We start from the raw sequence: 26,421 nt of genomic DNA on the forward strand, positions 1-26,421 counted from the left end.
ATGCGCAAATGGCGCCGCCCAAGCAAAGGAACGCACATGTCTGAAGAAGACGACATCATCCTGTCTGAACTCGACGACGAGGAACTGGTCCAACAGATGTTCGACGACCTCTACGATGGTCTCAAGGAAGAGATCGAAGAGGGCGTGAACATCCTGCTCGAGCGCGGCTGGACGCCTTATGACATCCTGACCAAGGCGCTGGTGGGCGGTATGACCATCGTGGGGCACGATTTCCGCGACGGTATCCTGTTTGTGCCCGAAGTGCTGCTGGCCGCCAACGCGATGAAGGGCGGCATGGCCATACTCAAGCCGCTGCTGGCCGAAACCGGCGCGCCGCGCGTGGGCAAGATGGTGATCGGCACGGTCAAGGGCGATATCCACGACATCGGCAAGAATCTTGTGTCGATGATGATGGAAGGGGCCGGTTTCGAAGTGGTCGATCTGGGCATCAACAACCCGGTCGAGAACTACCTGGAAGCCATCGAAAAGGAAGGCCCCGATATCCTGGGCATGTCCGCGCTGCTGACGACTACGATGCCCTATATGAAGGTCGTGATCGATACGATGGTCGAACAGGGCATTCGCGATGACTATATCGTGCTGGTGGGCGGCGCGCCGCTGAACGAAGAGTTCGGCAAGGCGATTGGCGCGGATGCCTACTGCCGTGATGCTGCTGTCGCTGTGGAAACGGCGAAGGAATTTGTGGCGCGCAAACACAACCAGATGGCGGGATGACCTGGGGCGGCTTTGATCCGCAACCCTGGCTCGAAGGGCGCACCATCCGGTTGCGCCCTTTGGCATCCCAGGACCGCGACGCACTTTATGCGGCGGCCTCTGATCCGCGGGTCTGGGATCAACACCCCGCCCGCAACCGACACGACCGCGCTGTGTTCGACCCTTATTTCGACTTTTTGCTGTCCCGAAAGGCTGCCCTGTGTGTCCTCAGCAGGGACACGGACCGCGTGATTGGCACGTCCAGCTTTTATCTCACCCCCGAGACTCCTCCGGCGGCCTCCATCGGCTTTACATTTCTGGCGCGCGACCGGTGGGGCGGACCCACCAATGCGGAGATGAAGGCGCTGATGCTGGACCACATGTTCACCGTCTTTGACACCGTGTCGCTGCACATTGCGCCGGGGAATTTACGCTCACAAAAGGCGACGGAGAAACTGGGGGCGGTTCGGATGGCGGATCGCACACTGGATCTGGGCAACGGTCCCGAAGATCTCGTCACCTACGCCCTGGACTGCGCCACATGGCAGGCAATGGCGACGCCATGACCCTGTCAGACGCGGCCCTGACCGAAACCGGTTATGCGGACTTCAATGCCGGGCGCATTCTGTTGATCGCCTGCGGTGCGCTCGCACGCGAAATCCTCGATCTCAAGCAGTTGAACGGCTGGGACCATATGGACCTGACCTGCCTGCCTGCGAAACTGCATCTCTACCCGGACCAGATCACCGATGCGGTCCGCAACGCGGTCGCGAAACACCGGGACCGCTATGCCGACATCTTCGTGGTCTACGCCGATTGTGGCACCGGCGGGCAGTTGCAGGCCGCGTGCGATGACATGGGTGTGGACATGGTGACCGGCCCGCATTGCTACAGTTTTTTCGAAGGAAATGAACGCTTTGCCGACGTGCATGAAAGTGAAATCACCACATTTTACCTCACCGATTTCCTCGTCCGGCAATTTGACGCGTTCGTGATCAAACCCATGGGCCTCGATCGCCACCCGGAGCTGCGCGATATGTATTTCGGGAACTATGAAAAACTCGTCTATCAGGCCCAGACCAATGACCCCGCCCTGACTGAAAAGGCCAAAGCGGCGGCGCAAACCCTCGACCTCGCATTCGAGCGCCGCTTTACCGGCTACGGCGATCTCGCAACGGAACTGGCCAAGCGCTGACGCATCCCTGTCTCTGTTCCAAAAAATCCCGGGGGTTTGGGGGCTGGCCCCCAATAGATCCTTGTTTGGGGGCTGGCTCCCAATGGATACTTGCTTGGGTGGCTGGCCCCCAAAACACATCAAAAATCGTGTCGCGCGCAAGCGCGTCCGTGAGGTCACGCCGCGGCGGCCACCGAACGAATACGCTCGATCATCGCGCGCAGGCCGTTAGACCGCTGCGCCGAAAGATGATCATTGAGGCCCAACCGCGCCATTTCGGCCCGCGCGTCCACATCAAGGACGTCTGCAACCGGCAGATCATTATACAGCCGCCGCAGAACGGCGATCAGGCCGTTCACGATCATCGCATCACTCTCGCCATCAAACCGAAACACACCGTCTGAAATCTGCGGATGCAGCCACACCTGACTGGCGCAGCCATCGACCTTGGTCGCCGGCACCTTCAGCGCATCGGACAACGGCTCCATCGCCTTGCCCTGTTCGATCACGAACCGGTACCGGTCTTCCCAATCTTCGAGAAACTCGAAATCCTCGACAATCTCTTCGAACGCAGCCGTCGCCATATGCCATGCCTCTCTTGCCTGCCCCGTGACCTAGGCAGCAACACGCCAAAGGTCCAGCCCTGCGTTCCGTCCTTTTCAAGCCCGCCCGCATCCGTTACCACTGCACCCAATGACATCATGACCGAGCAGCCCGATGCGTAGCACGACAATCCTGATCCTTGTCGCCACCCTGACACTCACCGCGTGCAGCACGCGGCTGAACCCGTTCAACTGGTTCGGACGCAGCCAGTCGGAACCGGTGGTTGTCCAGCAGGAAGAGGCGGAAAAGAACCCGCTCATCCCCCAAAGCGAGCGCGTGCGGCTGAACCTGTTCGGTCTGCGTGATCGTGACACCGAATATCCCGGCGGTCCTGTGGATCAGGTGAGTGATCTTGTGATCGAACGTGTGCCGGGCGGGGCCATCATCCGGGCGGTTGGTGTGCCGGACTACCAAGGGGCCTTCGGCGTGCGTCTGCAACCGGCCACCGAGGACGAAGTGCCTGTGGACGGCGTGCTGACATACCGGTTGGAGGCCATTCGCCCTGACGGTGCCCGTTTGGGCGGCGCCCAGCGTGTACGCGAAGTGACCGTCGCACGCCAGCTGACCGACAACCAGTTGGCCGGCGTACGCACGATCCGGGTCGAAGGGGTGCGCAACGCGCAGACATCACGCCGCCGCTGACCCCGGAAGTCAATCGTCGAGCGGGATGATCCGAACGCTTTCGCCCTTGGCGGCCAGTGCCACACGGCCCTCACACAGGCGCATCGCATCTTCGCCAAAGACTTCGGCGCGCCACCCGCGCAACGCGGCCACGTCGCGTTCGCCCGCGGCCAGCGCATCCAGATCGGAGGCCGTCGCGATCAGCTTGGCAGCCACGCCCGCGCTTTCCGTCTTGGCCTTGAGCAACACGCGCAGCAGATCGGCCAGCGCCGGGTTCACCTGCAGCTTTTCGCGGCTCCTGTCGGGTTGCGGCATGTCACCGGGCGCCATCTTCACCCCCGCAGCCACCGCGCGCAGGATACCATCCGCGATGTCGCCCTTGCGCGCCTCGCGCAACAGCAGGCGTGACCGCCCCAGCTCTTCGATGGACTTGGGCTTGTTGCTGGCCAGCTCGACCAGTGCGTCGTCCTTGAACACCCGGTTGCGCGGCACGTTGCGCTCTTGCGCGTACCGTTCGCGGAACGCCGCCAGCTCCTTGACCAGCGCGAGGAACTTGGGCGAATGCGTGCGCGTCTTAACCCGCTTCCACGCGTTTTCCGGTTGCACCACATAAGTGTCGGGGCTCATCAGCGTGGTCAGCTCTTCGGCCACCCACCGCGCGCGCCCCGTCTCGGCCAGCTTGGCCGCGAGGAATTCGTAGATCTGGCGCAGATGCGTCACGTCCGCCAGCGCATAGGTCTTTTGCGCATCCGTCAGCGGGCGCCGTGACCAATCCGTGAACCGCGATGTCTTGTCGAGCGGCTGGCGCGCGATCTTGCGCACGAGCGTCTCATATCCAACCTGCTCCCCAAACCCGCAGACCATCGCCGCCACCTGCGTATCAAACAGCGGGTCCGGCAACACCTGTGCGTCCACATAGAAAATCTCGAGATCCTGCCGCGCGGCGTGGAACACCTTGACCACCGACGTGTCACGGAAAAGGTCATAAAGCGGCTCAAGCGACATTTTGCCCGCCAGCGGATCGACCAGAACGGCCCCTTCGTCGCTGGTGCCGGGCATGGCTAGCTGGATCAGGCAGAGCTTTGAATAATAGGTCCGCTCGCGCAGGAATTCGGTGTCGACGGTGACATAATCATGCTGTGCGGCCTCTGCGCAAAAGGCGGCCAGTTCATCCGTGGTGGTGAGCGTCTTCATCTGCGGTATCTTCTTGTTTTTGGGCGATGTGCACCGGGGTGTTCCCGGGTCTATACCATTTGCCACACGCTTGGCTAGAGCAGCAGCGGCGATGCCTCCCCGCTGGCAAAGCGGCGCAGGACAGCGGGATAGAGCCTGTGCTCCTGCTTGAGGACACGGGCGGCCAGATCATCGGGCGTGTCGCCCGCCAAGACCGGCACCCGCGCCTGCCCCAGGATCGGCCCGTCATCCAGCGCGGGCGTGACCAGATGCACGGTGCACCCATGCTCCTTATCCCCCGCCTCCAACGCCCGCGCGTGCGTGTGCAGGCCCTTGTATTTGGGCAGGAGCGACGGGTGGATGTTCAGCATCCGCCCCGCCCATGGGGCCACAAACCCTTCGGTCAGCACCCGCATGAACCCGGCAAGACAGATCAGGTCAAGCGCATATGGCGCGAGTGCCGCGGTGATCGCTGCCTCGAACGCCGGACGGTCCGCGCCAAAGGGGCGGTGATCAATCACTTCGGTGGCGATGCCTTGCGACTGCGCCCAGGCAATGCCACCGGAGTCCGCGTTGTTGGACACGACAACGGCCGCCCGCGCCGGATGCGCTCCTGTCATGTCCTCGACCAGCGCGCGCATGTTCGACCCGCCACCGGAGACAAAGATACCGACGCGTTTGGTCAAAGAAGTTGCCCGGTATAGGACACGCCCTGCCCTTCGGTCACCGTGCCAATGCGCATGACGCTTTGACCGTCTGCATTGAGCGCTGCCTTGACCGCCGCGGCGGCATCGGGTGCCACAATGACCGTCATGCCGATGCCAGCATTGAAGGTCTTGAGCAGTTCATCCTGCGTGATCCCGCCTTGCGCGGCCAGCCACGCGAAAACCGGCGGCAACGCCCATGCATTGAGATCAATCGTGGCCGCCATGCCATCCGGCAGAACCCGGGGCAGGTTCTCGGTCAGACCGCCGCCAGTGATATGCGCAAATCCGTGCACGCCCCCTGCCGCAATCGCGGCCAGCGCCGCTTTGACATAAAAGCGCGTGGGCGTCAGGAGCGCGCCGCCCAACGTGTCAGCACCGCCCCATGGGCATGGTGCGTCCCAGTCGAGGCCCGACGCCTCCACCACGCGCCGCACCAGCGAATAGCCGTTGGAATGGACCCCGTCCGACGCAAGCCCCAGGATTTCGTCACCCACCTGCACGCCTGCGGGCAGCGCTGTGCCCCGTTCCATCGCACCAACGGCAAAACCTGCCAGGTCGAAATCCCCCGCAGGGTACATGCCCGGCATTTCCGCCGTCTCACCGCCCAGAAGCGCGCAGCCCGATGCGGCACAGCCCGCCGCGATCCCTTCGACGATGCGCGCGGCCTGATCCACGTCCAGCTTGCCCGTGGCAAAGTAGTCGAGGAAAAACAACGGCTCGGCCCCCTGACACACAAGGTCATTCACGCACATCGCCACAAGGTCGATGCCCACGCCGTCCACGTTCCCCGTGTCGATCGCAATGCGCAGCTTGGTGCCCACCCCATCGGTCGCCGCGACCAGAACCGGATCATCGAAACCCGCCGCCTTGAGATCAAAGAGCCCGCCAAAGCCGCCCAGGGCAGAGGCCACGCCAGACCGCTTGGTCCGTGCCGCGGCGGGCTTGATCCGCTCGACCAGCGCATTGCCCGCATCAATGTCCACGCCCGCCTCGGCATAGGTGAGCCCGTTCTTGTTGTCCTGCGCCATGAATTGCCCCTCGGTGTCGCGTTGCGCTCCCGTAGCAAGGCGGCGCTGCTTGGTCCAGTGGCGACGGTACTCTTTGGTCGGGTGCGACGGGTTCAAATCCGCGGCACCGCAGGTCTTCTACCGGGTTGCATGCGCGGTTGACGCAGACGGCGCGTGGGTGATGACACACGCCACAAGGGAACGAGGTGTAAAGGGTTTGGACTCGAAAAACTGGGCGGCAAGTGCCGGTGTCTTGGGGTTTGTGGCGCAACGGGCGTGACGACCTGATAGCGCAGGGCAAATCGGGGCGTGCGCGACGGGCATTGATCGAAGCACATTTCAGCGCACGTGCCGAGCGTTACTACAGCTTTTTGTCATCGGGCCTCGCGTGGACACAGCGTGTTTATGGATCGCGATGGAGCGCGCGATCTTTCGGCGTTTGCCTCGCCATCTCTTTCTTTTATCCGGTTCTTGCCGCGATCATTGTGTGGGTGATGGTGAGGGAAGCACGTGTTGGCGGCGCATCGGTATTTGGGCCGTTCGTGACGGTGACCGAGCGAATGGTTCGTTTCGGCATCCTATTTGGTGCCTACCTCGCAAAATCGCTTTTGATGTTTGGCACCTTGAGGTTCATCCGTCAGATGCGTGATCGACTGGAGTTATGTGCCGGAACCTTCCAGCCGGAGGTTCACAAGGCATACTTCTGAGGCGGCTTTGGTTTTCGCGCCGGTTTTCATCGATTTTATTGCCGTGGCTGCCGTTTTGTTCGTCACAATCGAGGCTTTGGAGTTTCTTTCCTTCTCCAGTGCTAGTGTTTCTGTGGCATTGGCGGACCTTACCATCCGGTTTGAAATGTGGACCCTGACGAGCGGCATGCAACTGGCGCTTGACGCGCTTTTTCCGGCTGGTACTTAGACCCTATGGCGGGCCTGTAGCTCAATTGGTTAGAGCAGAGCGCTCATAACGCTTTGGTTGCGGGTTCAAGTCCTGCCGGGCCTACCACACGCCACCCGTTGCCATGTGCCCATCCCCCTGACACAAATGAGCCATGGAGTGGATGCGCGACCTCTATCTGGCGTTTTTCGATGCTTCGGTGCTGATCGCACCGGAATACCTGCTGCTGTCGCTTTTGCTGGCCTATGTGCTCTACCGCTTGCGCGGGGTGGGCACGGGGTTCTGGGCGTGGGCGCTGCCCGCGCGGATCTGGAAACACCCAAGTCACAAGGTCGACGTGCAGCTTTTTGTGATCGGGCGGCTTTTGGTGTTTGTCGGGCTCTTCAATCGCATTTCGGCGACGTCCCTGGTGGCGGTATTCGTTGCAGGGCTGGTGGGCGGTGAAGGTCTGTGGGGCGGTGCCCTGTCGCCTTTTGCGCTGGCGCTGCTTCTGTTTCTGGCCGAAGACGGGACGCTTTACTGGATGCACCGGCTCTACCATACGCAGCGCTACATCTGGCCAATCCATGCCGTGCATCACAAGGCCGAAGTCATGTCCCCCGTCACCGCCTACCGTCAGCACCCGCTGGCGCTGGTCCTGTCGGTGCTGGTGGTCAGCACCTGCGTCGGCGTGGTGCAGGGCCTGGTGATCGGCGTCGTGGATCCGGGCACGACCATCGCGCAGGTGGCGGGTGTGAATGCCGTTCTGTTCACCCTGTCGCTGGTGTTCGCCAATTTCCGCCATTCGCATATCTGGATCAGCTTTGGCCCGGTGATCGAACGTATCCTGATCTCACCGGCCCAGCATCAGGTACACCATTCCATCGATCCCGCGCATCATATGAAGAATTTCGGCGAGACGCTGGCGGTGTGGGACTGGATGTTTGGCACCCTCTACATCGCGGGCGCACCCAAGACGCTGACCTTGGGTGTGGTGGACGAGGATGGCACGCCGGAACCGGGTGCCGGCGTGCTGCGCGACGCGATGCTGCGCCCGTTCCGCGACATGGCTGCCGCGTGGCGCGGTCAGAACTGACTGTCGGCCGATTTCTTCGTTGTCTTGGACCGTGCGCCATTGCCCAGTCCAAAGAGCAGCGCGCCGAGGGCAACAACCAGCACAATGACCGCCGCGTCGGAGCCACTGCTGCCACCGGACCCTGAGGGTGCAGAGCTGCCGGCATAGCCTTGTGTTGGTGCAACTGCGGTCAGGCTGGCACACAAGGCCGCCGTCAGAACCATTTTCTTCATATCAAAATCCCAGAATGAACGACACCTCCCCCGGTGCCTGCCCAGACGGTAGGGTTTGTGCAGCAGCGCGGTCAAGCCTTGCGCACGTGCCAGCCGACCTTCATCGTGACCACTGTGTCGTCGTCGCCATCACGGATGTCCACGTCGACATCAAAGGCGACCTTGCCGGTCTCCTTGAGCGTGGCAAGCAACGTGGCCCCGGCGGTGTCCGTTTTCGCCACTGCCGTCAGTGTGCCTTTGGCGATCTTCACGTAAGAGATGGTGGCACCCGACGCGACCGGACGCACCTCGAGGATGACGGGGGCCAGTGCCCCTGCAAGGGCCGCACCGGACGCCGCCTCGCCCAGGGTGAACATCGCGCCCGCGTGCTGCGTCTGGATGTGGTTGGAGGTCTCTGTGCGCTGTTCCAGCACGGCCGTTGCGATGCCGTCACCAATATCGCCCAGCTCGACCCCTACGTGGTTCGCAAAGGGGATCACCGTGCTCAGTTGCGTGCGGATCATGTCATAAGGGTTCATGGCTCGGGTCTTTCCTGTGGTCTGTAGTGCATGCGTTCTGCTGTCCGCACCAAGTCACGACATCGCCACGCCGCGCAAGCGTGCCGCCACGGCACATGGTCAGCGCGCAATCACAATGTCCGCGCGCAATCCCCCCAACCGCTCGCTCTGGCCAAGGCGCAACACGCCGCCATGGCTGCGCGCAATGTCGGTGGCGATGGCCAGGCCAAGGCCCACACTGCCGCCCTTGTCCTGATTGCGCGAAGGATCAAGCCGGGTGAACGGGCGCTGTGCCTCCGCGCGCTTGTCCTTGGGAATACCGGGGCCGTTGTCCTCCACCCGAAACCGCAGCGATTTGTCGGTCAGCGTCACGGAGACTTCGGCGGCGGACCCATAGCGGATCGCGTTGCTGATCAGATTGCCAAGCGCACGGCGCATCGCAACGGGGCGCAGCATCACCGTGCCTTCGCCCTTGGCCCGCACAAGGCTCACGGGCTGGCCAACCCGTTCGGCGTCCTCAACAAGGCCGCGGGCCAGCGCAATGGGATCGACCGCTTCGGGCTGCGCCTCACCGTCGCCTTTTGCGAAATCAAGAAACGCGTCGATCATCGCCTGCATGTCATCCACATCGGGGCCGATCATCTCCTGCGCGTCCTCATCCAGCATCGACAGGCTCAGCCGCATCCGGGTGAGCGGCGTGCGCAAATCATGGCTGACCCCCGACAGCATCAGCGTGCGCGTTTCCAGCTGTCGTTCGATGCGGGCGCGCATGTCCACAAAGGCGGTGCCTGCCGCCCGCACTTCGGTCGCGCCCGTGGGCGTGTAGGGCATGTGACGCCCGCGCCCGAACGCCTCTGCCGCACGGCTCAACCGTTTGATCGGGCGCAACTGATTGCGCAGGTAGATAAAGGAGATGAGCGTGGTCAGAACGGAGAAAAAGCCCAGATAAACAAGCAGTTGGTGCGGATTGCGCGCGGAAATCCGACGTCGGTCAAAGGTGATCGAAATCGGCCCGGCGTCACTGGTCAGGATCACGCGGACCAGCTTGTCCGCCGCAAGGTCAAACGACCCGATTTCAGGCACCTGTTCGCCCAGCCGTCGGATGATCACCCGGCCCGAAAAATCCTCCCACCCACGCAAATTGGGCGCGTTCAGCGCATCCGCCGCCACCTCGCGCACCACCATGTTCAAAGGGCCGGCCAGTCGCGCCACGGCCTCTTCGATCGTCTCGTCCGCGCCGCGCATCTCGATCGCATTCAGGACAAGCCGGATTTCGCGCGCGACCGTGTCCGACATCTGTTCGGTCACGTCCTCGAAATGGCGCTGTACGAACACGATGGCCACAACGACCTGCACCACCACAACCGGCAGCAGCAGGATCAGCGCCGCACGGCCATAGATCCCACGGGGCAAATAGCGTTTGAGCCAGGCAAAGGTCATGCGCTAAGCCTAGCGGTGCTTGCAGGCAGACGAAAGGCGTCCCCGTGCCCCCACCCGATGATTTCGATCCCGTGATCGGCGTGGCCGAAACGCTGGAACCGGGCTTGCGCCGGATCGTGGCCCCCAACCCGTCGCCGATGACCTACCGGGGGACAAACACCTATCTTGTGGGCACCTCCGATATCGCGGTGATTGATCCCGGTCCGGACAACCCTGCGCATTTGGCCGCCATCCTTGACAGTCTTGGCGCAGGCCAACGTGTCAGTCACATCATCGTCACGCACACGCATCTGGACCATTCCCCGCTTGCCCGTCCACTGGCCGAGGCAACTGGCGCACCGGTTCTGTCCTTTGGCGACGCCGGGGCGGGTCGCAGTGCGGCGATGACCGCGCTCGCAGCCACCGGGATGGCGGGCGGAGGCGAAGGGATCGACACGTCCTTTGTGCCGGACAAAATTGTGGGCGACGGAGACACGATTGCTGGCCGTGACTGGCACCTCACGGTGCTGCACACGCCCGGCCATTTGGGCAACCACATCTGCCTCGGCTTTGGCGATGCGTGCCTGACGGCCGATCATGTCATGGGCTGGGCCTCCTCACTGGTGTCGCCGCCCGATGGCGATTTGACAGATTTCATGGCGTCCTGCGCCCGGCTGGCGGCGGGCACGTGGCGCGTGTTCTATCCTGGGCATGGCGCACAGATTGATGACCCGCATGCCCGTTTGGATTGGCTGATCACCCACCGCAAGGCACGCGAGGCAGCGATCCTGCAGGCGCTTGCCGCCGGGCCAGCCACGGCGGCGGCGCTGGCCCGTGCGATCTACACGGACACGCCCCCGGCCCTGCTGCCCGCCGCGACACGCAACGTGCTGGCGCATTTGATCGACCTGATGGGAAAACAGCGCGTTTCCCCGGTGGACGGGTTGTCCGAGAGGGCTGCGTTTCGCCTGTTGTGAGTGCTCTGAAATTTTTTGATTTATGCCGGTCAAACCCTCTGGACGCGCGGAATCGCTGTTGCTATACGCCCCACACCGTTCCGGCGTAGCTCAGCGGTAGAGCAGTTGACTGTTAATCAATTGGTCGTAGGTTCGATCCCTACCGCCGGAGCCAAATCACCCTAAATTCTGCATATTGTTCAGATACTTAGGGTGGATTGGCGGACCTGTTACCATCACTCATTCCCACAAATGGATGGCGGGTTTGGTTCCTAAAATTCTCTCATTTGTTTCAAATCACCTGCGCGAAGTGAGCAAATCACTTGCCGCTGACTGGGCCTTATACCAACAAGGCCGCAAAATCGGCCCGTAGAGGGCCGTCTTGCCTTCCAGATAGGGATAGGTGGCCGAATGGTCAGACATCGCTCTGTGCGGCGCTTTCCGTGGCGCTGCGCACTGTAGGGGGCTGCGCCCCTCACCCCGAATAGGCAGACGCGGCTGCGCCGCTGTGTAGGGACAGACAGATCGCAACAGAGTTCTTTCACCCGCAAGATCAACGACAGCACCTCGATCAACCTGCCGCCAAAGGCGGCGCGGTTGGTCGTGTAACCTTAGACTGTATTCGCCTGCCCTTTTGTTTTGTCCCCTGAAAAGAAGAATACTATCTAGGGTTACAAAATAACAGGGGACAAAAAGAAAGGTGCAGCTTGGCCTAGACATCAACTTGCAGCCCATCTGTCAGATAATCGACCTCAACCGGGCATACGATATCCGGATGACTGAAATAAAGGTGCTCTGCAATGTGTGGAAAGGTTCGGATTACCGACGGGCTTGGGTATTTGTAGAACCTTTTTGGGTTCAAACTGGACGCTTTGACCACTCCCTGCCGCACCCTAAACGCGGTCGCCAGAGTGTGATCCTCCCAAACTGCACTTTCTGAGACCTCAATCCTTTGCTTTATGACGCGTAGCGCAATCTCAATTTCCAGTTTCATGGCTGCGCAGAACTCTTCCCAGTTCGTAATTGCGTGGCGCAATAGCCGCGACTGGTGCCCATGTGGCCAATCTTTGGCCAGACCAACCCAATAGCCAAAATGCCACGGCTCTGCCTTTAATCCAGTATCCCGCCATGTCCATTGCATGCGCTTTGCCACGGTACGGGGCGTCTCAAAGCGCTGGCCTACGCCTAACAGCAATTCCTTGCGCCCCGTCGCGGCGTTTTGGCGAACCTCGTGGCGCAGTGGGGACAGGGTATATACACGCTTAAACGTGTCCACCGAAACCCCTAGAGCAGCAGCCCATTGGGACTGATCTAAGCCACCTACCCAGTCCTGCTGATCGAAGCTGACAGGCCGAATTTGTAGTTCCTTAGCGACTAATCTGCAGAGGTTCATAAAGGTTTCTGCGCGCGGGGAACGAAGAGTGTCATAGGTTTTTCTGGCACATTCCCACGTGTGATTGCCACTTTCAAAGTCGCCCGTACCCCTATGATTTTTGGTACTATTACCGGCCTGAGTATCGTCATATGGTGCCATTTGCAGCGCCTCTTACTGAACATGGGTGGGTTGCTGTAGCCTTGATCGGGTGCCCGCGCTGTTCCTTCTCGGGTGCCCAGTTTGCGGGATAGCCCCTGCCAGCATCGTCATTGCGGGGGCTATTCTTTTTGGCCTACGCCGCTGGGGTATGTTTGGCCGCAAAGCGCTTTAGCCCCGCGTGGTCGATTTCGTAGCCATTTGGGAAGGCCCCGTTGGCCGGGTGTTTGATAATCACGCCGTAGTCTGTCAGCGATTTGACCGCCGCCATAAGGGAGGCTTCGGCCAAATGGGTACCGCCATGTGCGCCCCTGTGATCGTCAAAGCCGTTACGCATGTCGGGGTAAGAGAGGCGAATACACTGCCGTCCCTGAATGACGGTACACCCGCAAATGAAGATTAGCGTTTTCACCTCAGCGCCGCGCAGCACATGCATAATGGCCCCAATACGCTGAATGGTCTCCATTACCTCTGTCATTGACAGTTGCGGGTCAAATTTCTGGCGGCGTTTTCTCTTGCGAACATGCGCATTCATGGCAGTATCTCCAAATTAGGAAGCCTATTGAAAAGCGTGCCCACATTGAAAACAATAGGTGAACGGTTTTTACTACGTTATGGCCGCAACCTATTGCGAACAAAAGATATTCTCAGTGTCTCCGCACCCGGCGCGGGGACTTCGCTGCCCAAATCCTTCAAAGCCTGACAGAGCAACAGGCCGTAAGGAACTCCAAACCCACGTGACAAGTCGGACAAGGTGGCCACACCGGGGTTCTTTGGCGCATGGCGCAGTCGGTCACCAATTAGGCTGTGTGCCACTCCGGCGCGGTCGGCCAACTTGTTGTTTGACAGGCCTTTTACACGCTTTGCGGACTGCAGCATTTGGGGCATGCCGCTAAACAGGCGGGGATCGGGCTTGCTTTCGATTAGCGCGGCCACCTCCTCTTTCACGCCATAGAGCGCGGCGAGGTCTAGCAACACTGTTCTGGGGTTCTGTTCAATCGGTGGGCGGGGTCCGATTGTCATGGTGGGGCACTCCGTATGGTTGGGGGTTCACGTTCGGGCCAGCGCACCACTTGCAGACGGTGGGACACCTGCAATGGGTCCAGCGAAAGAACCTCAGCCACTCGCAACCACTGGCCATCCACCTGCAGGATGTGCGGCAAATCCAGATCATTGATGGGCGGTAGGAATGTGGTGAACATGCCCACCGTGCCGCGCGTGATGGTGCCGTCGCCGCCCGCGTCCTGCCAGCGCAAGAGGCAAGGGCATGTCACGATCCAATCGTACACGGTTTGGGTCGTGGCCCGCACAAGGTGGCGCTCGTTTTCCGGCACGGCTGACAGGTCCACCGGCACCCGTTCGGCGCTGTAGAGTTCTGCCGTGCGGTACGGGGACCCGGGCACCCGGGATGCGCGGGCAAAGGCTTCCTGAAAGCTACGCATCCTCCCACCCCGCAAGCCGCATGGCCTTTTCAAGCGGCACGCCTGCCGTCACCAGCACACCCACTGCGCGGGCGCGGCCCGCAACATCGGCGCTCAGCATGGCGCTGCTATCCATCTTGGTCACACCCACCTTTGCCAGTTCTGGCAAGAGTGTGCGGGCCAGCGGTTCAATGGTCTGCAACACAAACAGGCGGTAGCCTTCCCGCATGGCCCCCGCGTTGCCCTGTGGCGTCACCAGCGCCGGGGGAATGCCGCACGCGGTCAAAAGCCGGTGGTGCAACCCCTCTGTGGCCGGGTGCAGGTCCGCTTTTTGCAGGTCTGGGGTCAAGTCCACACGCTTGAACTCGTTTGCCCGGCTCTGGCCTGTGTTGGCGGCAAAGTCGGCGCGGCTCTTGATTGCGGCCAACATGCCGCCGCCTTTAAGGCCGCGCAGCGCCGCGTTCTGTTGTTCCTCTGGCACGCTATCGGGGAACGGCAAGAGGCCCCGGGCCGTCCATTCCATCGCCCCAGACACCGCGCCTTCAATCTCGGCCATCAGCCGGGGGCTGGCCCCCATAAGCGCAAACGGGGACCGCCCGCGCCACGGTTGATCCGCCGGGGCGTTCACGGTGAGGCGCAGCACCTCACCTTCAATCGCCCGCACGGTTTCCGTTTCGCCGGGTCGGGCAAGGTGCAAGTGGAACTTGCCGCCGCCCAGTTCGTCCCAATAGGCCACGCGGTGCAGGCGCAGGTCCCCGCGCTCTACCCGGATATGCCAACAGCTTTCGCCAGACATGCACAGATCAAAGCCAATGGCGGCCAGAACGTCCGGTGTCAGGGTTTCCGCACCCAGTGCGGGTGTCAGCATGGCGAAAGCGCGGCCCCATGTCTGGCCGCAGGTGGCGACGGTGGCCGACAGGTTCACGCCGCCACTGGTTTGCAGCACCTTTTGGCGGCCAGCGATGTACTCCCCCGTCACGGTGGGGAACGCGGCGCGCACCTCAGGGGCCTTGCGTTTGAAGGGCCACATCAGAAACGCACCTCCCCAGCCAAGAGGATACCGGCCCCGCTGGCCCGAAACAGACCCGCCAAGGCTTCGCGCGTCAGCGTGCTATCGGCTGCCGTGATGGTCTTGAACTCGCGCCGCGTGGGGCTGTGGACAAGCTGGTACAGGGCCAGCGCGCGCACGGCTTCCACCACATGCGGTTGCACCTCCTCGGGGGTCACAGACCCGCTGGTGAAGCGGTAGCGGCCAACGGGCAGGCTCAGCACCTCGCCCGTGTCGGGCACGTATTCAGCCGCATAGGCCGCCCATGCCGTGCCGTCCCATTGCTCGACCGTCAGAGCCGCTGGGAAGGGGTAACGCGGCCACGTTACCGCCCCCTCTGCGTCCAGCACCCCCACCGCCACAGCAGCGTTCACAGGCCAATACAGGCGGCCTGTGTAGGTCTCGGCAAGGGACCAGCTAGCACCAATCATGGACGCGGCCCGGTCATTGGTTGTGGACGCTTCAAGGGCCACGCTGGCTGCGTCTGGGGACGTAGGCAAAGTGCCCCGCGTTTGGGAAAATTCGGTGATGCTCATGGCAGAATGATCCTGTGGGGCTGCACCGGGTGCGGGGTTTGAAACGCGCGCAATTCGGCCTGTGCGTCTTCATACGCGGGCCGTGTTACGAGTGAAATTTCGTACAGCACCAAGGCCAGAATTGTTCGGATGAACACGCCCGGGTTGCCCGGTTCAGGGTCCAGCCTTTCCGTCTCGCCAGCGGCTTCCGCAGGGGGCACCCGGAAACCGGGAGATATACCGCTAACCAGACCAGCGCCCAACAGAGTGAGTGCGTCTCGCACATGGGTCACCTCTTCCAAATCTGGGGCAATGGACGCTGTGAAGGTCAGACCGTCATCGGTGGCCACCAGTTCCAGCGACCCGTTGCGACGGCTGGCCAGCGGCTTGTCGAAGTCGTGGCCGAACAATAGCGACACTTCGCGGTCTTCGTTTTCCAGCGTCCAGTTAAAGGCCCCCGGGGCGATGCGCTCTTTGCGCACCCGTCCCCTGTCCGCGATGGTGGCCAGCGAATTGTACGGAAAGCTGCCCGCAATCACGGGCCGCTTGCCGTCGCGGCGAAGCTCTAGCCCCGCCGCTTTGTAGATGGGCCGTACCATTAGGCACGATCCTGCACGCCCGTCAGCTTGAACCAGTGCGTGGCCGTCCGCTGAATAAGCACATCAAGAAACGCAAACATGGTCAGCGCCACCTTGCCTGTCTTGCTTTCGCTGTACGGGTCCACGATCAATTCGGGGCTGCCCCACGTGGGCACAAAGGCATTGTTTGACCCAGCCCCAAAGTAGACCGTGCTGGCCCCTTTGTCGGTGGCGTCCCGCGCGCCCCGGGCCGATACCTGGCTGGACCACAGCATACCAAAGCCCGCGCTGCGCAGCCGGTCCAGTTCGGACACCGCCGTACCCGTCACCAGCGTATCGGCAAGGGTCTGGTGGACAATGGGCGCACCCGCGATACGCACGCCGCCCGGGCTGGAAAGCTTAGCGGTTTCCTGAATTTCAGTGGCCCGCAACAGGAACTCAGAGAAGCTGGCCACGTCATCAAGCGCAGCCGTGCGCCCGCCGGTCAGCACAGCGTCAAAACCCGCCGGTTGCTCATCGGCACCCGTGCCTTGGAAAATGGCAAGGTCGATCCCTTCGCGCAGCACCTCGGCCAGATCGCGGCGCAGGATGGGCTGCAGGGCAGAGTTCTGGCGAATGGCTTGGCGCGTCAGCACGTAGCGGCCTGTGGCCGTGTGCATCGCCGGGGCCTTGCTGGTGGTGGTGATGGTGTCAGCATCCGCGCCCGCGCCCTCAGCAACCCACGACAGGGCCGCGCCGCTGGTGATTTCGGGGAATGTGGGCGTGCCCGTCACCTGCATGACGTTGACGCCAAAGCGGCCCGCCGCGCTGGTTTCAAAGAAACGTTCAAGCGCAGACATGACGGGACGGCTGGCCAGTTCCTGACTGGTGCCCGGTTGGGTATCCGTCACCGCATCGGCGCGGGTTTCCATCAGGCTTTCCCACGGGAAGCGGATACCTTTTTGGCCTTGGCCGTGGCGCGTTTCCAGTTCGGCGCTCACCTCGGCCTCTCGGCCCGTCAGGGCCTTGCCGTCTGTCTGCGCCGCCACAACCGCCGAAAGGTCAAACGCCCGGCATTCCCGGTCAAAGTCGGTCTGCGCCTTGTCGGGTTCTTTGATGCTTTCGCGCTCTGCGTCTTCCAAAAGGATCGCGGCGCGCAGTTCCACCTCTGCCCCTTGGTAGGCATCGGTCAGGCTGCGCAGTTCGGTGCGCCCGTCCTCTGTGATTTCATCGGCCTGTTGGATTTCGGCCATGCGCTCGCGCCTTTTGCTTTGGGCAAGCTGGATTTCTTGGGATTTCAGCATGGGGTTTCCTCTTGCTGCTGGGGGTTGGGAATGCCCGCAGCGGCGAGGAATGCCTCGCGGCCTTGGACGTTTGACCGGGTGGGGGACCGTGGGGCGGACTGCCCCCCAACCTTTCGCCGCTCTGTGTTAGACTTCACCGAGTGACAGGACGGGCAGAGATACTGCAGGTTGGTCACGTCATAGACATGCACCCCCAGTATCTCGCATTCGGAACGCGGTATGATGTGGTCAACGTGGCCGTGCATGCCGACATAGACGCAGCAATCGGGTTGCTCACACCGAAAGCTGGCCCGGTGGGCCACAAAGGGGCGCACGGTGCCAAACCAATGGGCGCGGTTGATGGGGCGGGTATCGGTGCGGGCCACTACAGCACCTCCACTTCATATTCAGGGGGAACGGTTTCGCGGGCGCGCAGCATGGCACTGAGGGCCAGAACGAGGGATTGCGCCACGTCGATGCGCGCGTGAATGTGGCTCTTGTCCAACTGACACGCGCCTGTGGTGGACACCTTCACGTCCGCTTCGCCTAGCGAGCCTTCCAGCAAGAGGCTGCGCTTCATATGCACCGCGCCTGCCAGAAACAGCTTACGGGTAGCGCGTATGTCGTGGTCCCCGTCTTTGGGGCCGGTGCCTCTGTAGGTGACAGGCCACGCGATGCGCGCCCGGGCCAGCGCGGTTTCAAATTCGTGTTGCCGGTAGCGGTCGCAGGACACGCTGCGCACCGGGTGCGGCCCGATGCGCTGCAATAGTTCGGGCAGAAACTCTTGCAAGTCCGACACGGACCCGCTGGTTTCGATCAACTCCCCAGCCTGCGCACAGCGCTGCCAGAGGTCCCCCACCATGTCCCGCTTGCCCCGGGCCAACAGGTCCAGATCAGCGCCCGGGAACGCCCCCAACACTCGGATAAGCCCGGATTGCTCATAGGCGATGGTGGCCGCCGTCATGGACGCCGCGCCGCCCAGATCAATGCCGAGGTGTACGGGTTCCCCGGGAGTGGGTTGTGGCGCATCGCGATACGCCTTGGCCAGCGTGTCATAGTCCACCAGCAATTCGCGGGTGGGGCTGAGCGGCATATTCAAGTGCCACGCCTTGAACTCGCCAAGGCTGCCAGACTGTTCGGCCTTGGCGTAAGCGTCCTGCAGAAACCGCCGGGGCTTGATCTGGCCGCCATCAGGGTTGGCCTTTTCCCATGTGTCGGGGCTGGCCGCATCGTCTTCTTTCTCGGCACCGTAGAGGCACACAAAGGTGCGTTTGTCGGGCCGCTCGATCAGGTCGTTATACTCGGCAGCATCACCGCGCGTGCCGGTTAGGACAAGCTGGCCATTGCGTGCGGACAGAGCGTCGAAGAAACCCTGCACCAGTTCGTCTTTGTGCCCGGGTATCAGGCCCGTTTCGTCAATCACCGCTAGGTCAAGGTCTGCACCATGGCCCTGCGCGCGTGTACCCGTGGACAGGATCAACGCCCCGTCACCAATGTAGATCATGCCGGGCCGAGGGTTGGCCTTGGTTACAAATTGATCCGAGCGACCCGCACCTTCCATCAAGGCGCGCATGGCATTGCTGATGTAACCGCTGTGCTTTTCGGTGGGTGCAGCGATGGCCCCAGAGAACGCCGGAATATGTATCGGGCTATCGGGGCACATGCGCCCCAGCAACACCGCGCCTAGGAATGTGGACTTTCCCAGCTTGCGGGGCGTGCTGAAAATGGAGGTGCGCCAGCGCGGGCCGTCAAAGTCTTTGGCGAGATACTCGCGCAGAAAGGCAAGCTGGAATGGGTGCAGTTCAAAAGGCTGCCCCGCATTCTGTCCGGTCGGAATTACAAAGTTGGACGCAAGCCAATAGGCAAAGCGCTTTTCCAGCGGCCTTGTCCTTTTCCGCACCCGGTGCGGAGACGCATTTTGCAAGGTCCCGTCCATTTGGCCCCACGTGTGCGGCACAGAGAAGGGTCCCCCTGGTCTCCGTACCTTTCCCCCGCACGGCCTATTCCGGGCAGGGGTCCCCTAAGGGTACAGGAGCACAACTTATTGTGGCAGTGGCTGCCGGATTATACTATGTTTTGACAGAGTTGCCCGTGGAGACTGAATTGACAGACGATACCAACAACGACCAAACACAAGAACAAAACGGCTGGTTGTCCACCATTGTCGAGGGTGGTCTCCCTCAAGTATTGGCTGGTCCGGCAGGGAAGGCCGTAAGTCGGCTTATCGGAGCAACTGTCGAAATTCCAGCGGCCTATCTTGACGGTGTTGTGCAAGGGATAAGAGACAAGACTGAAGCGCGAAGCGCTTTGACAAAGGCAATTGCAGATCAAGTAAAACAAAACGTCGTAAATGATCCCACAGTAATTGACCGAGCTATGAATTCGATGCTCTCTCGTGCTTTCCGGGTTCAAAATAACAAAGATGGCGTTGTCAAAGCTGCCCTAGAGGATTTGGCTGAAAGCCCTCCAGCAGCAGAAAGCGATGGGCCATCGGATGGCTGGCTGGACAAGTTTGAACGACATGCGGAGGAAGCTGGAGAGCCTGACCTTCAGATTTTGTTCGGCAAGTTATTAGCCGGTGAGATAAGAGAGCCAGGTTCAATAACGCCTTCCACATTGCACTTCGTATCAATGCTGGACCGGGAAACTGCACAAATTATTGATAAGTTGATGCCAGCGACGTTGCCAATTGGGGTTACGTTGTTGGAGGTTCTCCCAGAACCCCTTTCAGTTCTTGCAATTGCCGAGGTGGAGCAATCCGGCTTTTTTTCATCAGACAAACAGTACAACCCCAAGCTGGGAGCAGATGGAAGCATAGGAATGGACATGGGGCGAGGTCAGTTCGCAATACTACACGGAAACGCTAACTCCACAGTCCACATGGGTAAAGTAGGTCTTCTGTCCTCAGCCGGGCGGGGGCTATTCCACGCATTGCAACCAGTCTTCAATGTGGAGGAGTTCTGCAAACGTGCCATAAGAAACAACAACCTTGAGAGGGTGGTTTATGGTGCAGGTGTCGTACAGGGCACGGGTTTCACGATACCCATCGCAAGTGTGCATTCAAACCCGGAGTTCAAGAAAGTCTAACGCGCAGGCGTTGTATGAGTGTATAAAGCAGTTAGCGCCTGCCGCTTTCGCTTTTAGTGAGTTCTGCGATATCACTACGCCTCCATCTCGTTGCGCCCCCCAACCGAATTGGCTGCGGCGCAATTCCTTTGGCCACCCACTTCCAGAATGTAGACCTACCACACCCTAGAATAGCTGCGGCCTCGGTATCGCGAATAAGCTGCACGTCAGATTGCATTTCGTCACCTCACTAAAGAGCAGAGACGAAACTATGTGAGGCTGGAATAAAAGTCAATAGAAACAGATACTTGTGTACCCATCGGTACACTCTTAGTAGGGATTTCTAGCCTTTCCGCACCCGGGTGCGGGGAATTAACTCCTTTTTCCAAAGGCATAAGCACCCCATTCATTCATTAATGGCCTGCGCAATTCAAATAGATCGCTGCGCGCATATGCTTTGCGCACTTTGCTTTCCTCGCGGTGAGCAAGCGCTCTGTCTGCAACCATGGTGTCGGCAATCTGGTTTTCGTCAGTCCAGTCTTGGAACGTAGACCGAAACCCATGCGCGGTTATGTCGTCGTGCCCCGTGCGTTTGAACACGCTCTTGAAGGTCATGTCGGACAGAACCTTGTCCCGTGGGCTGGGGAACACCAGTTCGGCATGCAGGCCGCGCATGCTCTCTGCTACCGCCAACGCTTCAGGCGATAGCGGCACCCTGTGTTCCTTTCTCTGGTCCAGCTTGCCCTTCATGCGTTCGGCGGGGACCGTCCAGACCGCGTTTTCAAAGTCGATTTCATCCCACCGGGTGCCCCGCGCCTCTATTGAGCGGCTTGCCGTCAAGATCAGCCATTCAAGGCACCGGGCAGAGGACCCTTCCCGCTTGGCCACCTCTTTCATAAACGCGGGCAGTTCTTTCCACGGCAGAGACGCATGGTGTTTCGTCTCACGCGTGTTGTCGCCTAGTGCCTCGCCCACGCCGTCCACCGGGTTCTTGTGGGGGTAGAGTTGTTCGACGCTGGCCCACTGGAACAATTGGTTGAGACGCGCCCGCACCCGGTGCGCTGTGTCCGGTTTGTCGTTCCACAACGGTGCCAGCACCTTTTTGATTTCCCGCGAGGTCACATCCTGAATGGGCATGTGGCCAATGACCGGAAATACGTGTTCCGTGAGGCGGCTTTCCCATAGATTGCGGGTGCGCTTGGCCAAAGGCTTGCTGGCCTCAGCGAAGTGCAGACGGGCGGCTTGCTCGACGGTCTTGACTTTGGCTTGCTCATCACGGCGGCGACGTATGAACGCTTCGACGCTCCCACCCTTGCGGGCATGGGTGCGAATTTCCTCCGCCATCTCACGTGCATCGGCCAAGGTGACATAGTTCGCAGAGCCAAGGCCGATATCGTGTCGCTTGCCGCGCTGCATGATGCGCATGATCCAAGACCGCGCATCCCCCTTGCCAACATGCAGATAGAGGCCGCCTCCGTCCGAATAACGCCCCGGCTCTTTGAGCGCGTCGGCCTTCTTGACCGTTAACAAGTATCTCGGCATGTCTGTACCCTACCACTTCTTTTCACCATTTTTCCCACAATTGGTGTGGGGAAAGCGGGAGATTGATTGAGACAGACTTGGACAACACAATCCGAAAAATCAATGCTAAACAGGTAGATATGAGACAAATAGAGACAAGGCGAGACAGCGATTATAATCCTACCGCCGGAGCCAAAATCCCAGAGCACTGAGGCATTGGCAAGCCCGTAGAACCACGGTGGATGAGGTTCATATTTCTCTTCAAGGATGCGCATTGCGCGGTTCTAATCCTGGAAACGGGTTAACCGAAGCAGGCGTTGGCCAACTTGCTCCACTTCGTCCGCGCAAGCCGCGTGAGTGCACGAAAAGTCGTACACTCCGATTGGGTCGGCCGCGCAGTGCGTTCCAATTGCACCCTACCACCACTTGGGCCATGGTGTGCGCATGACTGACCTTTTGACCATCGCCTCTGACCGCCTGACCGCCATGTTCGAAACGCGCGGGGCGCGGATGCGGGGGGTGCACCTGGATGGCGGGCCGAACCTCTTGCTGGATGACGACGCGCCCGCGTTGCTGGCCGCTTATGGCGGCGTGTTGATCGGGCCCGTTGCCAATCGGGTGCATCTGGGCCAGCTCACTGTTGGCGACACGCCCTATCAGATGCCACAGAACGAAGGACAGACCTGTTTGCACAGCGGCCCCGACGGGGCGCATGCGCGGGACTGGACGGTGACACATCACGGACCGGCCCAGCTGACCCTGTCCCTGATCCTGCCCGATGGGGCGTGTGGCCTGCCGGGGCGGCGCGAGATCACGGCGACATTTGCCATCACCGGCACGACGCTGAATTTGAGGCTGGACGCGATCACGGATGCCGCGACGCCGATGGCTCTGGCGCACCACCCCTACTGGGCGCTTGGGGGCCGCATGCTGCTGGAATGCCCGGCGGAACACTACCTGCCCACGGATGCTGCGAACATTCCCACCGGCGTGATCCATCCGGTCGCGGGCACAGCGTTCGATTTCCGCACCGCGCAACCGATGCCGGACGATATTGATCACAACCTGTGCATCGCCACCGCGCGGCGGGCGGACCCCGCACATGTGGCCACGCTGACCGGTGACAAGGCTGTTTTGCAGATCGACAGCACGGAGCCGGGCCTGCAGGTCTATTCCGGGGCCGGTCTGCCCACGATCCCGGGCACGGACGTCGCCCCCTTTGCCGGTTGCGCGCTGGAGCCGCAGGATTGGCCAAACGCGGTCAACACCAACGATTTCCCGCCGGTGATCATCACGCCCGAGGCGCCGTACAGACAGATCACCCGGTACACGCTGCAACCCGCCACATAATTGCCACAATTCGGCCATCGCCACGGCACAGTGACCTGCTGAGGTCTGTGCACCGCACACGCAAGCGGTGAGCAGAACATGGAGGGCAGAAAATGCCCACGAACACAAAACAACCCGCCCCCAAGCCGCAGCCGCAAAAAGAACCGCGGCCCACGCCCGTCTTTACGGATTTCGCCAGTATCTGAGAATTGCGGTGCTTTGCACCGGACCGCGCAACGCCTTAGAGTGCGATCATGAGCGATCCGGTATCCAGCATCCGCAATCTTGGCCCGGCCATGGACGCCGCCTGTGCCAAGGCGGGGATCATGGACGCGCAGACCCTGCGCGACCTTGGACCGGACGAGACCTACCGCCGTCTGCTGCGCTCTGGCATGCGGGCGCATTTCATCGGCTACTATGTGCTTGTCATGGGCCTTCAGGGGCGACCGTGGAACGACTGCAAGGGTGACGAGAAAAAAGCGCTGCGCGCCCGGTTCGACGCGATCAAGGACGAGGTGGTCACCGACCCGTTGAACGGCATCGAACGTATCCTGGACGAGATTGGCGTTGTCGCCAAAGCCTAGCGCGTGATGCGGTAGACCGCGCCGCTGCCTACGGAAATGAACAGGATGCTGCCATCCGGTGCCTCGACGATGTCGCGCACCCGGCCCGTTTCATCCCCTTCGATCTGCTCTGCCTCACGGGCGGACCCGCCCGACAGTTCGAGCCGGGAGATATAGCCAAACTTGAGCGAGCCCACGAACATGTCGCCACGCCATTCCGGGAACATGTCCCCCTGATAGACCATCAGACCGGATGGCGCGATCGAGGGGTCCCAGAAATGCGCGGGCTGTTCCATGTCGGGGCGCGCCGTGCCTTCTCCGATCTTGCGCCCGGAATAGTGCACGCCATAGGAAATCACCGGCCAGCCAAAATTTGCGCCCTTTTCGATGCGGTTCACCTCGTCCCCGCCGCGCGCGCCATGCTCTGCCGTCCACAGCGTGCCACGCGCATCAAGGCCCGCACCCTGCGGATTGCGATGACCGTAGGACCAGATATGCGGTTGCACCGCGTCTTGTCCGACAAACGGGTTGTCGCCGGGCACAGTGCCGTCCCGGTTGACGCGCACGATTGCACCATTGTGGTTGCTGCGGTCCTGCGCCGAGGGCCGCGTGCCGCGATCACCGATGGTGACAAACAGCGTGCCATCGGTGCCTTCGACCACGCGGCTGCCGAAATGGCGTCCGCCCGAAAATCCAGGCGCAGAGACAAAGAGATCGCGCAAGTTGTCCAGACGGCGGCCATCCGCACTCAGCTCACCTGCGGCAAGGGCTGTGCCCGCCCCGCCCGATTGCGGCTTGGAATAGGTCAGGAACACCGTCCTGCTGCTGGCAAAGTCGCGCGCCAGCGTGACATCCAGCAGGCCGCCCTGCCCGTCTGCGGCCACACGCGGCGCCCCTTGGACCCGCGACGTTCGCCCATCCACGGCGCGCAGCAGCTGGCCGTCGCGCTCGGTGATCAGAAGGCTGCCATCCGGCAATTCCGCGACACCCCACGGTTGATCAAGGCCTGAGACAACTGGGGTCACGGTCACCGCACCCCGATCTGTGTCGAGCGCCAGCGTTGCAACGGGCCAGATCAGGCCGAGCAAAAGAACCGACAAACGCATGGTGAACCTCCTGTGAATTTCTGCTTCAGACGTAAGAAGCGAACGGCCCGCGTCCACCCACAATCGCGTGCGCGCGCGCCACAAACCCACTTTTCTTTTGGATGCGGGCCGCCTAGGTTCACGGTCAGGAAAAAATTCCACAGGGAGAAAATCACATGAAAAAACTGTTGATGGCTTCGGCCGCTACAGCATTGATGGCGGGCGGTGCGCTGGCAGACGGCCACGCCACTGACGTCAAGATCGGCGTCATCCTGGGCTTTACCGGTCCGATTGAATCGCTGACACCGTCGATGGCCGATGGCGCCGAACTGGCGATGAAAGAAGTGACCGACAGCGGCCTGCTGCTCGACGGTGCCAAGGTGTCTTCGGTGCGCGCGGATTCGACCTGCATCGATGCGGGTGCGGCCACAGCGGCTGCGGAACGTCTGATCACTGCGGACGGCGTGAACGCGATCATGGGCGCGGACTGCTCCGGTGTGACCGGCGCGATCCTCAATAACGTGGCCGTCGCCAACGGCGTCGTCATGGTGTCGCCTTCGGCCACATCGCCGGGCCTGTCGCACAATGACAACGAAGACAACGGCTTGTTCTTCCGCACGGCACCGTCCGACGCGCGTCAGGGCGTTGTGATGACCGAAGTGCTGATGGAAGAAGGCATCAAGGAAGTCGCCGTCACCTATACCAACAACGACTATGGCAAGGGCCTCGCCGACAGCTTCCAGGCGGCGTTTGAAGCCGCCGGTGGCACCGTGACCATCAACGCCGCACATGAAGACGGCAAAGCGGACTATTCCGCCGAGGTGGGCGCGCTGGCGTCTGCGGGCGGTGATCGTCTGGTGGTTGCAGGCTATGTCGATCAGGGCGGTTCGGGCATCGTGCGGGCCGCACTCGATTCCGGTGCGTTCGACACGTTCCACTTCCCCGACGGGATGATTGGCGCCAAGCTCGAAGAGAACTTTGGCGATGAAATCGAAGGCTCCACTGGTCAGCACCCCGGCACCGACAGCGAAGGGGCCGCGATGTTCACCGAAATGGTCGGTGACGCGTTTGACGCCACATCGCCCTTCACACCGGAAAGCTATGACGCCGCGGCGTTGATCATGCTGGCCATGCAAGCGGCCGGATCCGCCGATTCCGAAGAGTTCAAAGGATCGGTCATGGACGTGGCCAACGCACCGGGCGAACAGATCTTCCCCGGGCAGCTCGCCAAGGCGCTGCAGATCCTCAAGGACGGCGGCGACATCGACTATGTCGGTGCCACGGCGGTTGAACTGATCGGCCCCGGCGAAAGTGCCGGCAACTATCGTCAGATCGTTGTCGACGGTGGCAAGATCACCACGGCCAAATTCCGCTAAGTCACAGCGCATGTGACGCCAAGGCAGCCCGGGGATTTCCCCGGGCTGTTTCAATATCTTGAAGACTGTTCTTA

At 61.3% G+C, this 26,421-nt stretch carries 32 protein-coding genes and 2 tRNA genes; 14 read left to right on the forward strand and 20 right to left on the reverse strand.

All coding sequences use genetic code 11. The features are described 5' to 3' along the window. Positions 1-36 precede the first annotated feature (36 nt). From ACERHN_RS18915 to ACERHN_RS18925, 3 genes are read left to right on the forward strand one after another with little or no spacing between them, the layout of a single operon-like run. Entirely contained in the window at positions 37-735 is a 699-nt protein-coding gene (locus tag ACERHN_RS18915; protein ID WP_415920564.1) for a corrinoid protein, read from the forward strand. Continuing rightward, positions 732-1,280 carry a GNAT family N-acetyltransferase gene (locus ACERHN_RS18920; RefSeq protein WP_415920565.1) on the forward strand — a complete coding sequence of 183 codons (549 nt, stop codon included), beginning with the start codon at positions 732-734 and terminating at the stop codon, positions 1,278-1,280. Before ACERHN_RS18915 ends, ACERHN_RS18920 begins: the two co-directional genes overlap by 4 nt. After that, complete coding sequence (locus ACERHN_RS18925; RefSeq protein WP_415920566.1) at positions 1,277-1,909, forward strand: DUF1638 domain-containing protein; 633 nt, start codon at positions 1,277-1,279, stop codon at positions 1,907-1,909. Before ACERHN_RS18920 ends, ACERHN_RS18925 begins: the two co-directional genes overlap by 4 nt. A gap of 155 nt (positions 1,910-2,064) precedes the next feature. Here ACERHN_RS18925 and ACERHN_RS18930 read toward each other — a convergent pair whose 3' ends face one another. Beyond that, a complete protein-coding gene (locus ACERHN_RS18930; protein WP_415920567.1) occupies positions 2,065-2,472 on the reverse strand; it encodes a SufE family protein in 408 nt (135 codons plus the stop codon). A 133-nt stretch (positions 2,473-2,605) separates the two neighbouring features. Between ACERHN_RS18930 and ACERHN_RS18935 the strand changes: the two genes are divergently transcribed. After that, entirely contained in the window at positions 2,606-3,133 is a 528-nt protein-coding gene (locus tag ACERHN_RS18935) for a hypothetical protein (RefSeq protein ID WP_415920568.1), read from the forward strand. A 9-nt stretch (positions 3,134-3,142) separates the two neighbouring features. Here the strand turns inward: ACERHN_RS18935 and rnd are convergent, their stop codons facing one another. The 3 genes from rnd to purM form a co-directional block, all read right to left on the reverse strand. Continuing rightward, the gene (gene rnd / locus ACERHN_RS18940) at positions 3,143-4,306 is read right to left on the reverse strand and encodes a ribonuclease D (RefSeq protein WP_415920569.1); all 1,164 of its coding nucleotides are present in this window, start codon (positions 4,304-4,306) and stop codon (positions 3,143-3,145) included. Between the two features lie 74 nt (positions 4,307-4,380). Next, positions 4,381-4,971: a phosphoribosylglycinamide formyltransferase gene (gene purN / locus ACERHN_RS18945; protein WP_415920570.1), complete on the reverse strand. Its 591-nt coding sequence runs from the start codon at positions 4,969-4,971 to the stop codon at positions 4,381-4,383. After that, entirely contained in the window at positions 4,968-6,020 is a 1,053-nt protein-coding gene (purM, locus tag ACERHN_RS18950; protein WP_415922772.1) for a phosphoribosylformylglycinamidine cyclo-ligase, read from the reverse strand. Before purM ends, purN begins: the two co-directional genes overlap by 4 nt. A gap of 302 nt (positions 6,021-6,322) precedes the next feature. On the opposite strand from purM, the gene ACERHN_RS18955 reads away from it, so the two are divergent. The 4 genes from ACERHN_RS18955 (at position 6,323) to ACERHN_RS18970 (ending at position 7,968) form a co-directional block, all read left to right on the forward strand. Continuing rightward, complete coding sequence (locus ACERHN_RS18955) at positions 6,323-6,706, forward strand: hypothetical protein (RefSeq protein WP_415920571.1); 384 nt, start codon at positions 6,323-6,325, stop codon at positions 6,704-6,706. 7 nt (positions 6,707-6,713) lie between these two features. After that, the gene (locus ACERHN_RS18960) at positions 6,714-6,914 is read left to right on the forward strand and encodes a hypothetical protein (protein WP_415920572.1); all 201 of its coding nucleotides are present in this window, start codon (positions 6,714-6,716) and stop codon (positions 6,912-6,914) included. A 10-nt stretch (positions 6,915-6,924) separates the two neighbouring features. Further along, positions 6,925-7,001 (forward strand) — tRNA-Ile (locus ACERHN_RS18965). Between the two features lie 46 nt (positions 7,002-7,047). Beyond that, positions 7,048-7,968, forward strand: coding sequence for a sterol desaturase family protein (locus ACERHN_RS18970; RefSeq protein ID WP_415920573.1), 921 nt, complete (start codon positions 7,048-7,050; stop codon positions 7,966-7,968). Here the strand turns inward: ACERHN_RS18970 and ACERHN_RS18975 are convergent. From ACERHN_RS18975 to ACERHN_RS18985, 3 genes are all read right to left on the reverse strand, one after another. Next, on the reverse strand, positions 7,959-8,180 hold the full coding sequence (locus ACERHN_RS18975; protein WP_415920574.1) for a hypothetical protein: 222 nt from the start codon (positions 8,178-8,180) through the stop codon (positions 7,959-7,961). The genes ACERHN_RS18970 and ACERHN_RS18975 overlap by 10 nt on opposite strands. Before the next feature lie 71 nt (positions 8,181-8,251). After that, complete coding sequence (locus ACERHN_RS18980) at positions 8,252-8,698, reverse strand: PaaI family thioesterase (protein ID WP_415920575.1); 447 nt, start codon at positions 8,696-8,698, stop codon at positions 8,252-8,254. A gap of 99 nt (positions 8,699-8,797) precedes the next feature. Next, positions 8,798-10,117 (reverse strand): ATP-binding protein, encoded by a 1,320-nt coding sequence (locus ACERHN_RS18985; RefSeq protein ID WP_415920576.1) that lies wholly within the window; start codon positions 10,115-10,117, stop codon positions 8,798-8,800. 44 nt (positions 10,118-10,161) lie between these two features. Between ACERHN_RS18985 and ACERHN_RS18990 the strand changes: the two genes are divergently transcribed. Together ACERHN_RS18990 and ACERHN_RS18995 are read left to right on the forward strand one after the other, a co-directional pair. Then, positions 10,162-11,073 carry an MBL fold metallo-hydrolase gene (locus ACERHN_RS18990; RefSeq protein WP_415920577.1) on the forward strand — a complete coding sequence of 304 codons (912 nt, stop codon included), beginning with the start codon at positions 10,162-10,164 and terminating at the stop codon, positions 11,071-11,073. A gap of 79 nt (positions 11,074-11,152) precedes the next feature. After that, a tRNA-Asn gene (locus ACERHN_RS18995) sits at positions 11,153-11,227 on the forward strand. 537 nt (positions 11,228-11,764) lie between these two features. Here ACERHN_RS18995 and ACERHN_RS19000 read toward each other — a convergent pair. The 10 genes from ACERHN_RS19000 to ACERHN_RS19045 all read right to left on the reverse strand — a co-directional run bounded on the left by ACERHN_RS19000 (position 11,765) and on the right by ACERHN_RS19045 (position 19,307). Next, complete coding sequence (locus ACERHN_RS19000; protein ID WP_415920578.1) at positions 11,765-12,586, reverse strand: hypothetical protein; 822 nt, start codon at positions 12,584-12,586, stop codon at positions 11,765-11,767. Between the two features lie 133 nt (positions 12,587-12,719). After that, the gene (locus tag ACERHN_RS19005) at positions 12,720-13,118 is read right to left on the reverse strand and encodes a hypothetical protein (protein WP_415920579.1); all 399 of its coding nucleotides are present in this window, start codon (positions 13,116-13,118) and stop codon (positions 12,720-12,722) included. Positions 13,119-13,195: 77 nt separating this feature from the next. Continuing rightward, positions 13,196-13,606: a hypothetical protein gene (locus tag ACERHN_RS19010; RefSeq protein WP_415920580.1), complete on the reverse strand. Its 411-nt coding sequence runs from the start codon at positions 13,604-13,606 to the stop codon at positions 13,196-13,198. Next, the gene (locus ACERHN_RS19015; RefSeq protein WP_415920581.1) at positions 13,603-14,025 is read right to left on the reverse strand and encodes a hypothetical protein; all 423 of its coding nucleotides are present in this window, start codon (positions 14,023-14,025) and stop codon (positions 13,603-13,605) included. The genes ACERHN_RS19010 and ACERHN_RS19015 overlap by 4 nt, the downstream gene beginning before the upstream one ends. Continuing rightward, positions 14,018-15,034 (reverse strand): hypothetical protein, encoded by a 1,017-nt coding sequence (locus ACERHN_RS19020; RefSeq protein WP_415920582.1) that lies wholly within the window; start codon positions 15,032-15,034, stop codon positions 14,018-14,020. The genes ACERHN_RS19015 and ACERHN_RS19020 overlap by 8 nt, the downstream gene beginning before the upstream one ends. After that, positions 15,034-15,588: a hypothetical protein gene (locus ACERHN_RS19025; RefSeq protein WP_415920583.1), complete on the reverse strand. Its 555-nt coding sequence runs from the start codon at positions 15,586-15,588 to the stop codon at positions 15,034-15,036. Before ACERHN_RS19025 ends, ACERHN_RS19020 begins: the two co-directional genes overlap by 1 nt. Beyond that, positions 15,585-16,166 (reverse strand): HK97 family phage prohead protease, encoded by a 582-nt coding sequence (locus ACERHN_RS19030; RefSeq protein WP_415920584.1) that lies wholly within the window; start codon positions 16,164-16,166, stop codon positions 15,585-15,587. Before ACERHN_RS19030 ends, ACERHN_RS19025 begins: the two co-directional genes overlap by 4 nt. Continuing rightward, a complete protein-coding gene (locus ACERHN_RS19035; protein WP_415920585.1) occupies positions 16,166-17,428 on the reverse strand; it encodes a phage major capsid protein in 1,263 nt (420 codons plus the stop codon). Before ACERHN_RS19035 ends, ACERHN_RS19030 begins: the two co-directional genes overlap by 1 nt. Continuing rightward, the gene (locus tag ACERHN_RS19040; protein WP_415922773.1) at positions 17,422-17,673 is read right to left on the reverse strand and encodes an HNH endonuclease; all 252 of its coding nucleotides are present in this window, start codon (positions 17,671-17,673) and stop codon (positions 17,422-17,424) included. The genes ACERHN_RS19035 and ACERHN_RS19040 overlap by 7 nt, the downstream gene beginning before the upstream one ends. 119 nt (positions 17,674-17,792) lie before the next feature. After that, the gene (locus tag ACERHN_RS19045) at positions 17,793-19,307 is read right to left on the reverse strand and encodes a terminase TerL endonuclease subunit (RefSeq protein WP_415920586.1); all 1,515 of its coding nucleotides are present in this window, start codon (positions 19,305-19,307) and stop codon (positions 17,793-17,795) included. A gap of 203 nt (positions 19,308-19,510) precedes the next feature. Here ACERHN_RS19045 and ACERHN_RS19050 point away from each other — a divergent pair, with 203 nt between their 5' ends. Further along, positions 19,511-20,494, forward strand: a complete 984-nt coding sequence (locus ACERHN_RS19050; RefSeq protein ID WP_415920587.1) for a DUF2806 domain-containing protein — start codon at positions 19,511-19,513, stop codon at positions 20,492-20,494. A gap of 31 nt (positions 20,495-20,525) precedes the next feature. Here ACERHN_RS19050 and ACERHN_RS19055 read toward each other — a convergent pair whose 3' ends face one another. Beyond that, positions 20,526-20,711: a helix-turn-helix transcriptional regulator gene (locus ACERHN_RS19055; RefSeq protein WP_415920588.1), complete on the reverse strand. Its 186-nt coding sequence runs from the start codon at positions 20,709-20,711 to the stop codon at positions 20,526-20,528. A 134-nt stretch (positions 20,712-20,845) separates the two neighbouring features. After that, positions 20,846-22,015, reverse strand: coding sequence for a tyrosine-type recombinase/integrase (locus tag ACERHN_RS19060; RefSeq protein ID WP_415920589.1), 1,170 nt, complete (start codon positions 22,013-22,015; stop codon positions 20,846-20,848). 423 nt (positions 22,016-22,438) lie between these two features. Between ACERHN_RS19060 and ACERHN_RS19065 the strand changes: the two genes are divergently transcribed. Both ACERHN_RS19065 and ACERHN_RS19070 read left to right on the forward strand, forming a co-directional pair. After that, positions 22,439-23,344, forward strand: a complete 906-nt coding sequence (locus tag ACERHN_RS19065) for a galactose mutarotase (protein ID WP_415920590.1) — start codon at positions 22,439-22,441, stop codon at positions 23,342-23,344. A 233-nt stretch (positions 23,345-23,577) separates the two neighbouring features. Beyond that, positions 23,578-23,907 carry a TfoX/Sxy family DNA transformation protein gene (locus ACERHN_RS19070; RefSeq protein ID WP_415920591.1) on the forward strand — a complete coding sequence of 110 codons (330 nt, stop codon included), beginning with the start codon at positions 23,578-23,580 and terminating at the stop codon, positions 23,905-23,907. On the opposite strand, the gene ACERHN_RS19075 is transcribed toward ACERHN_RS19070, so the two are convergent. Continuing rightward, the gene (locus tag ACERHN_RS19075; RefSeq protein ID WP_415920592.1) at positions 23,904-24,992 is read right to left on the reverse strand and encodes a PQQ-dependent sugar dehydrogenase; all 1,089 of its coding nucleotides are present in this window, start codon (positions 24,990-24,992) and stop codon (positions 23,904-23,906) included. The genes ACERHN_RS19070 and ACERHN_RS19075 overlap by 4 nt on opposite strands. Positions 24,993-25,147: 155 nt before the next feature. Here ACERHN_RS19075 and ACERHN_RS19080 point away from each other — a divergent pair, with 155 nt between their 5' ends. Beyond that, a complete protein-coding gene (locus tag ACERHN_RS19080) occupies positions 25,148-26,347 on the forward strand; it encodes an ABC transporter substrate-binding protein (RefSeq protein WP_415920593.1) in 1,200 nt (399 codons plus the stop codon). Positions 26,348-26,421 lie beyond the last annotated feature (74 nt).

The organism is Tateyamaria rhodophyticola, from assembly GCF_047777875.1.
GTDB lineage: Bacteria > Pseudomonadota > Alphaproteobacteria > Rhodobacterales > Rhodobacteraceae > Tateyamaria.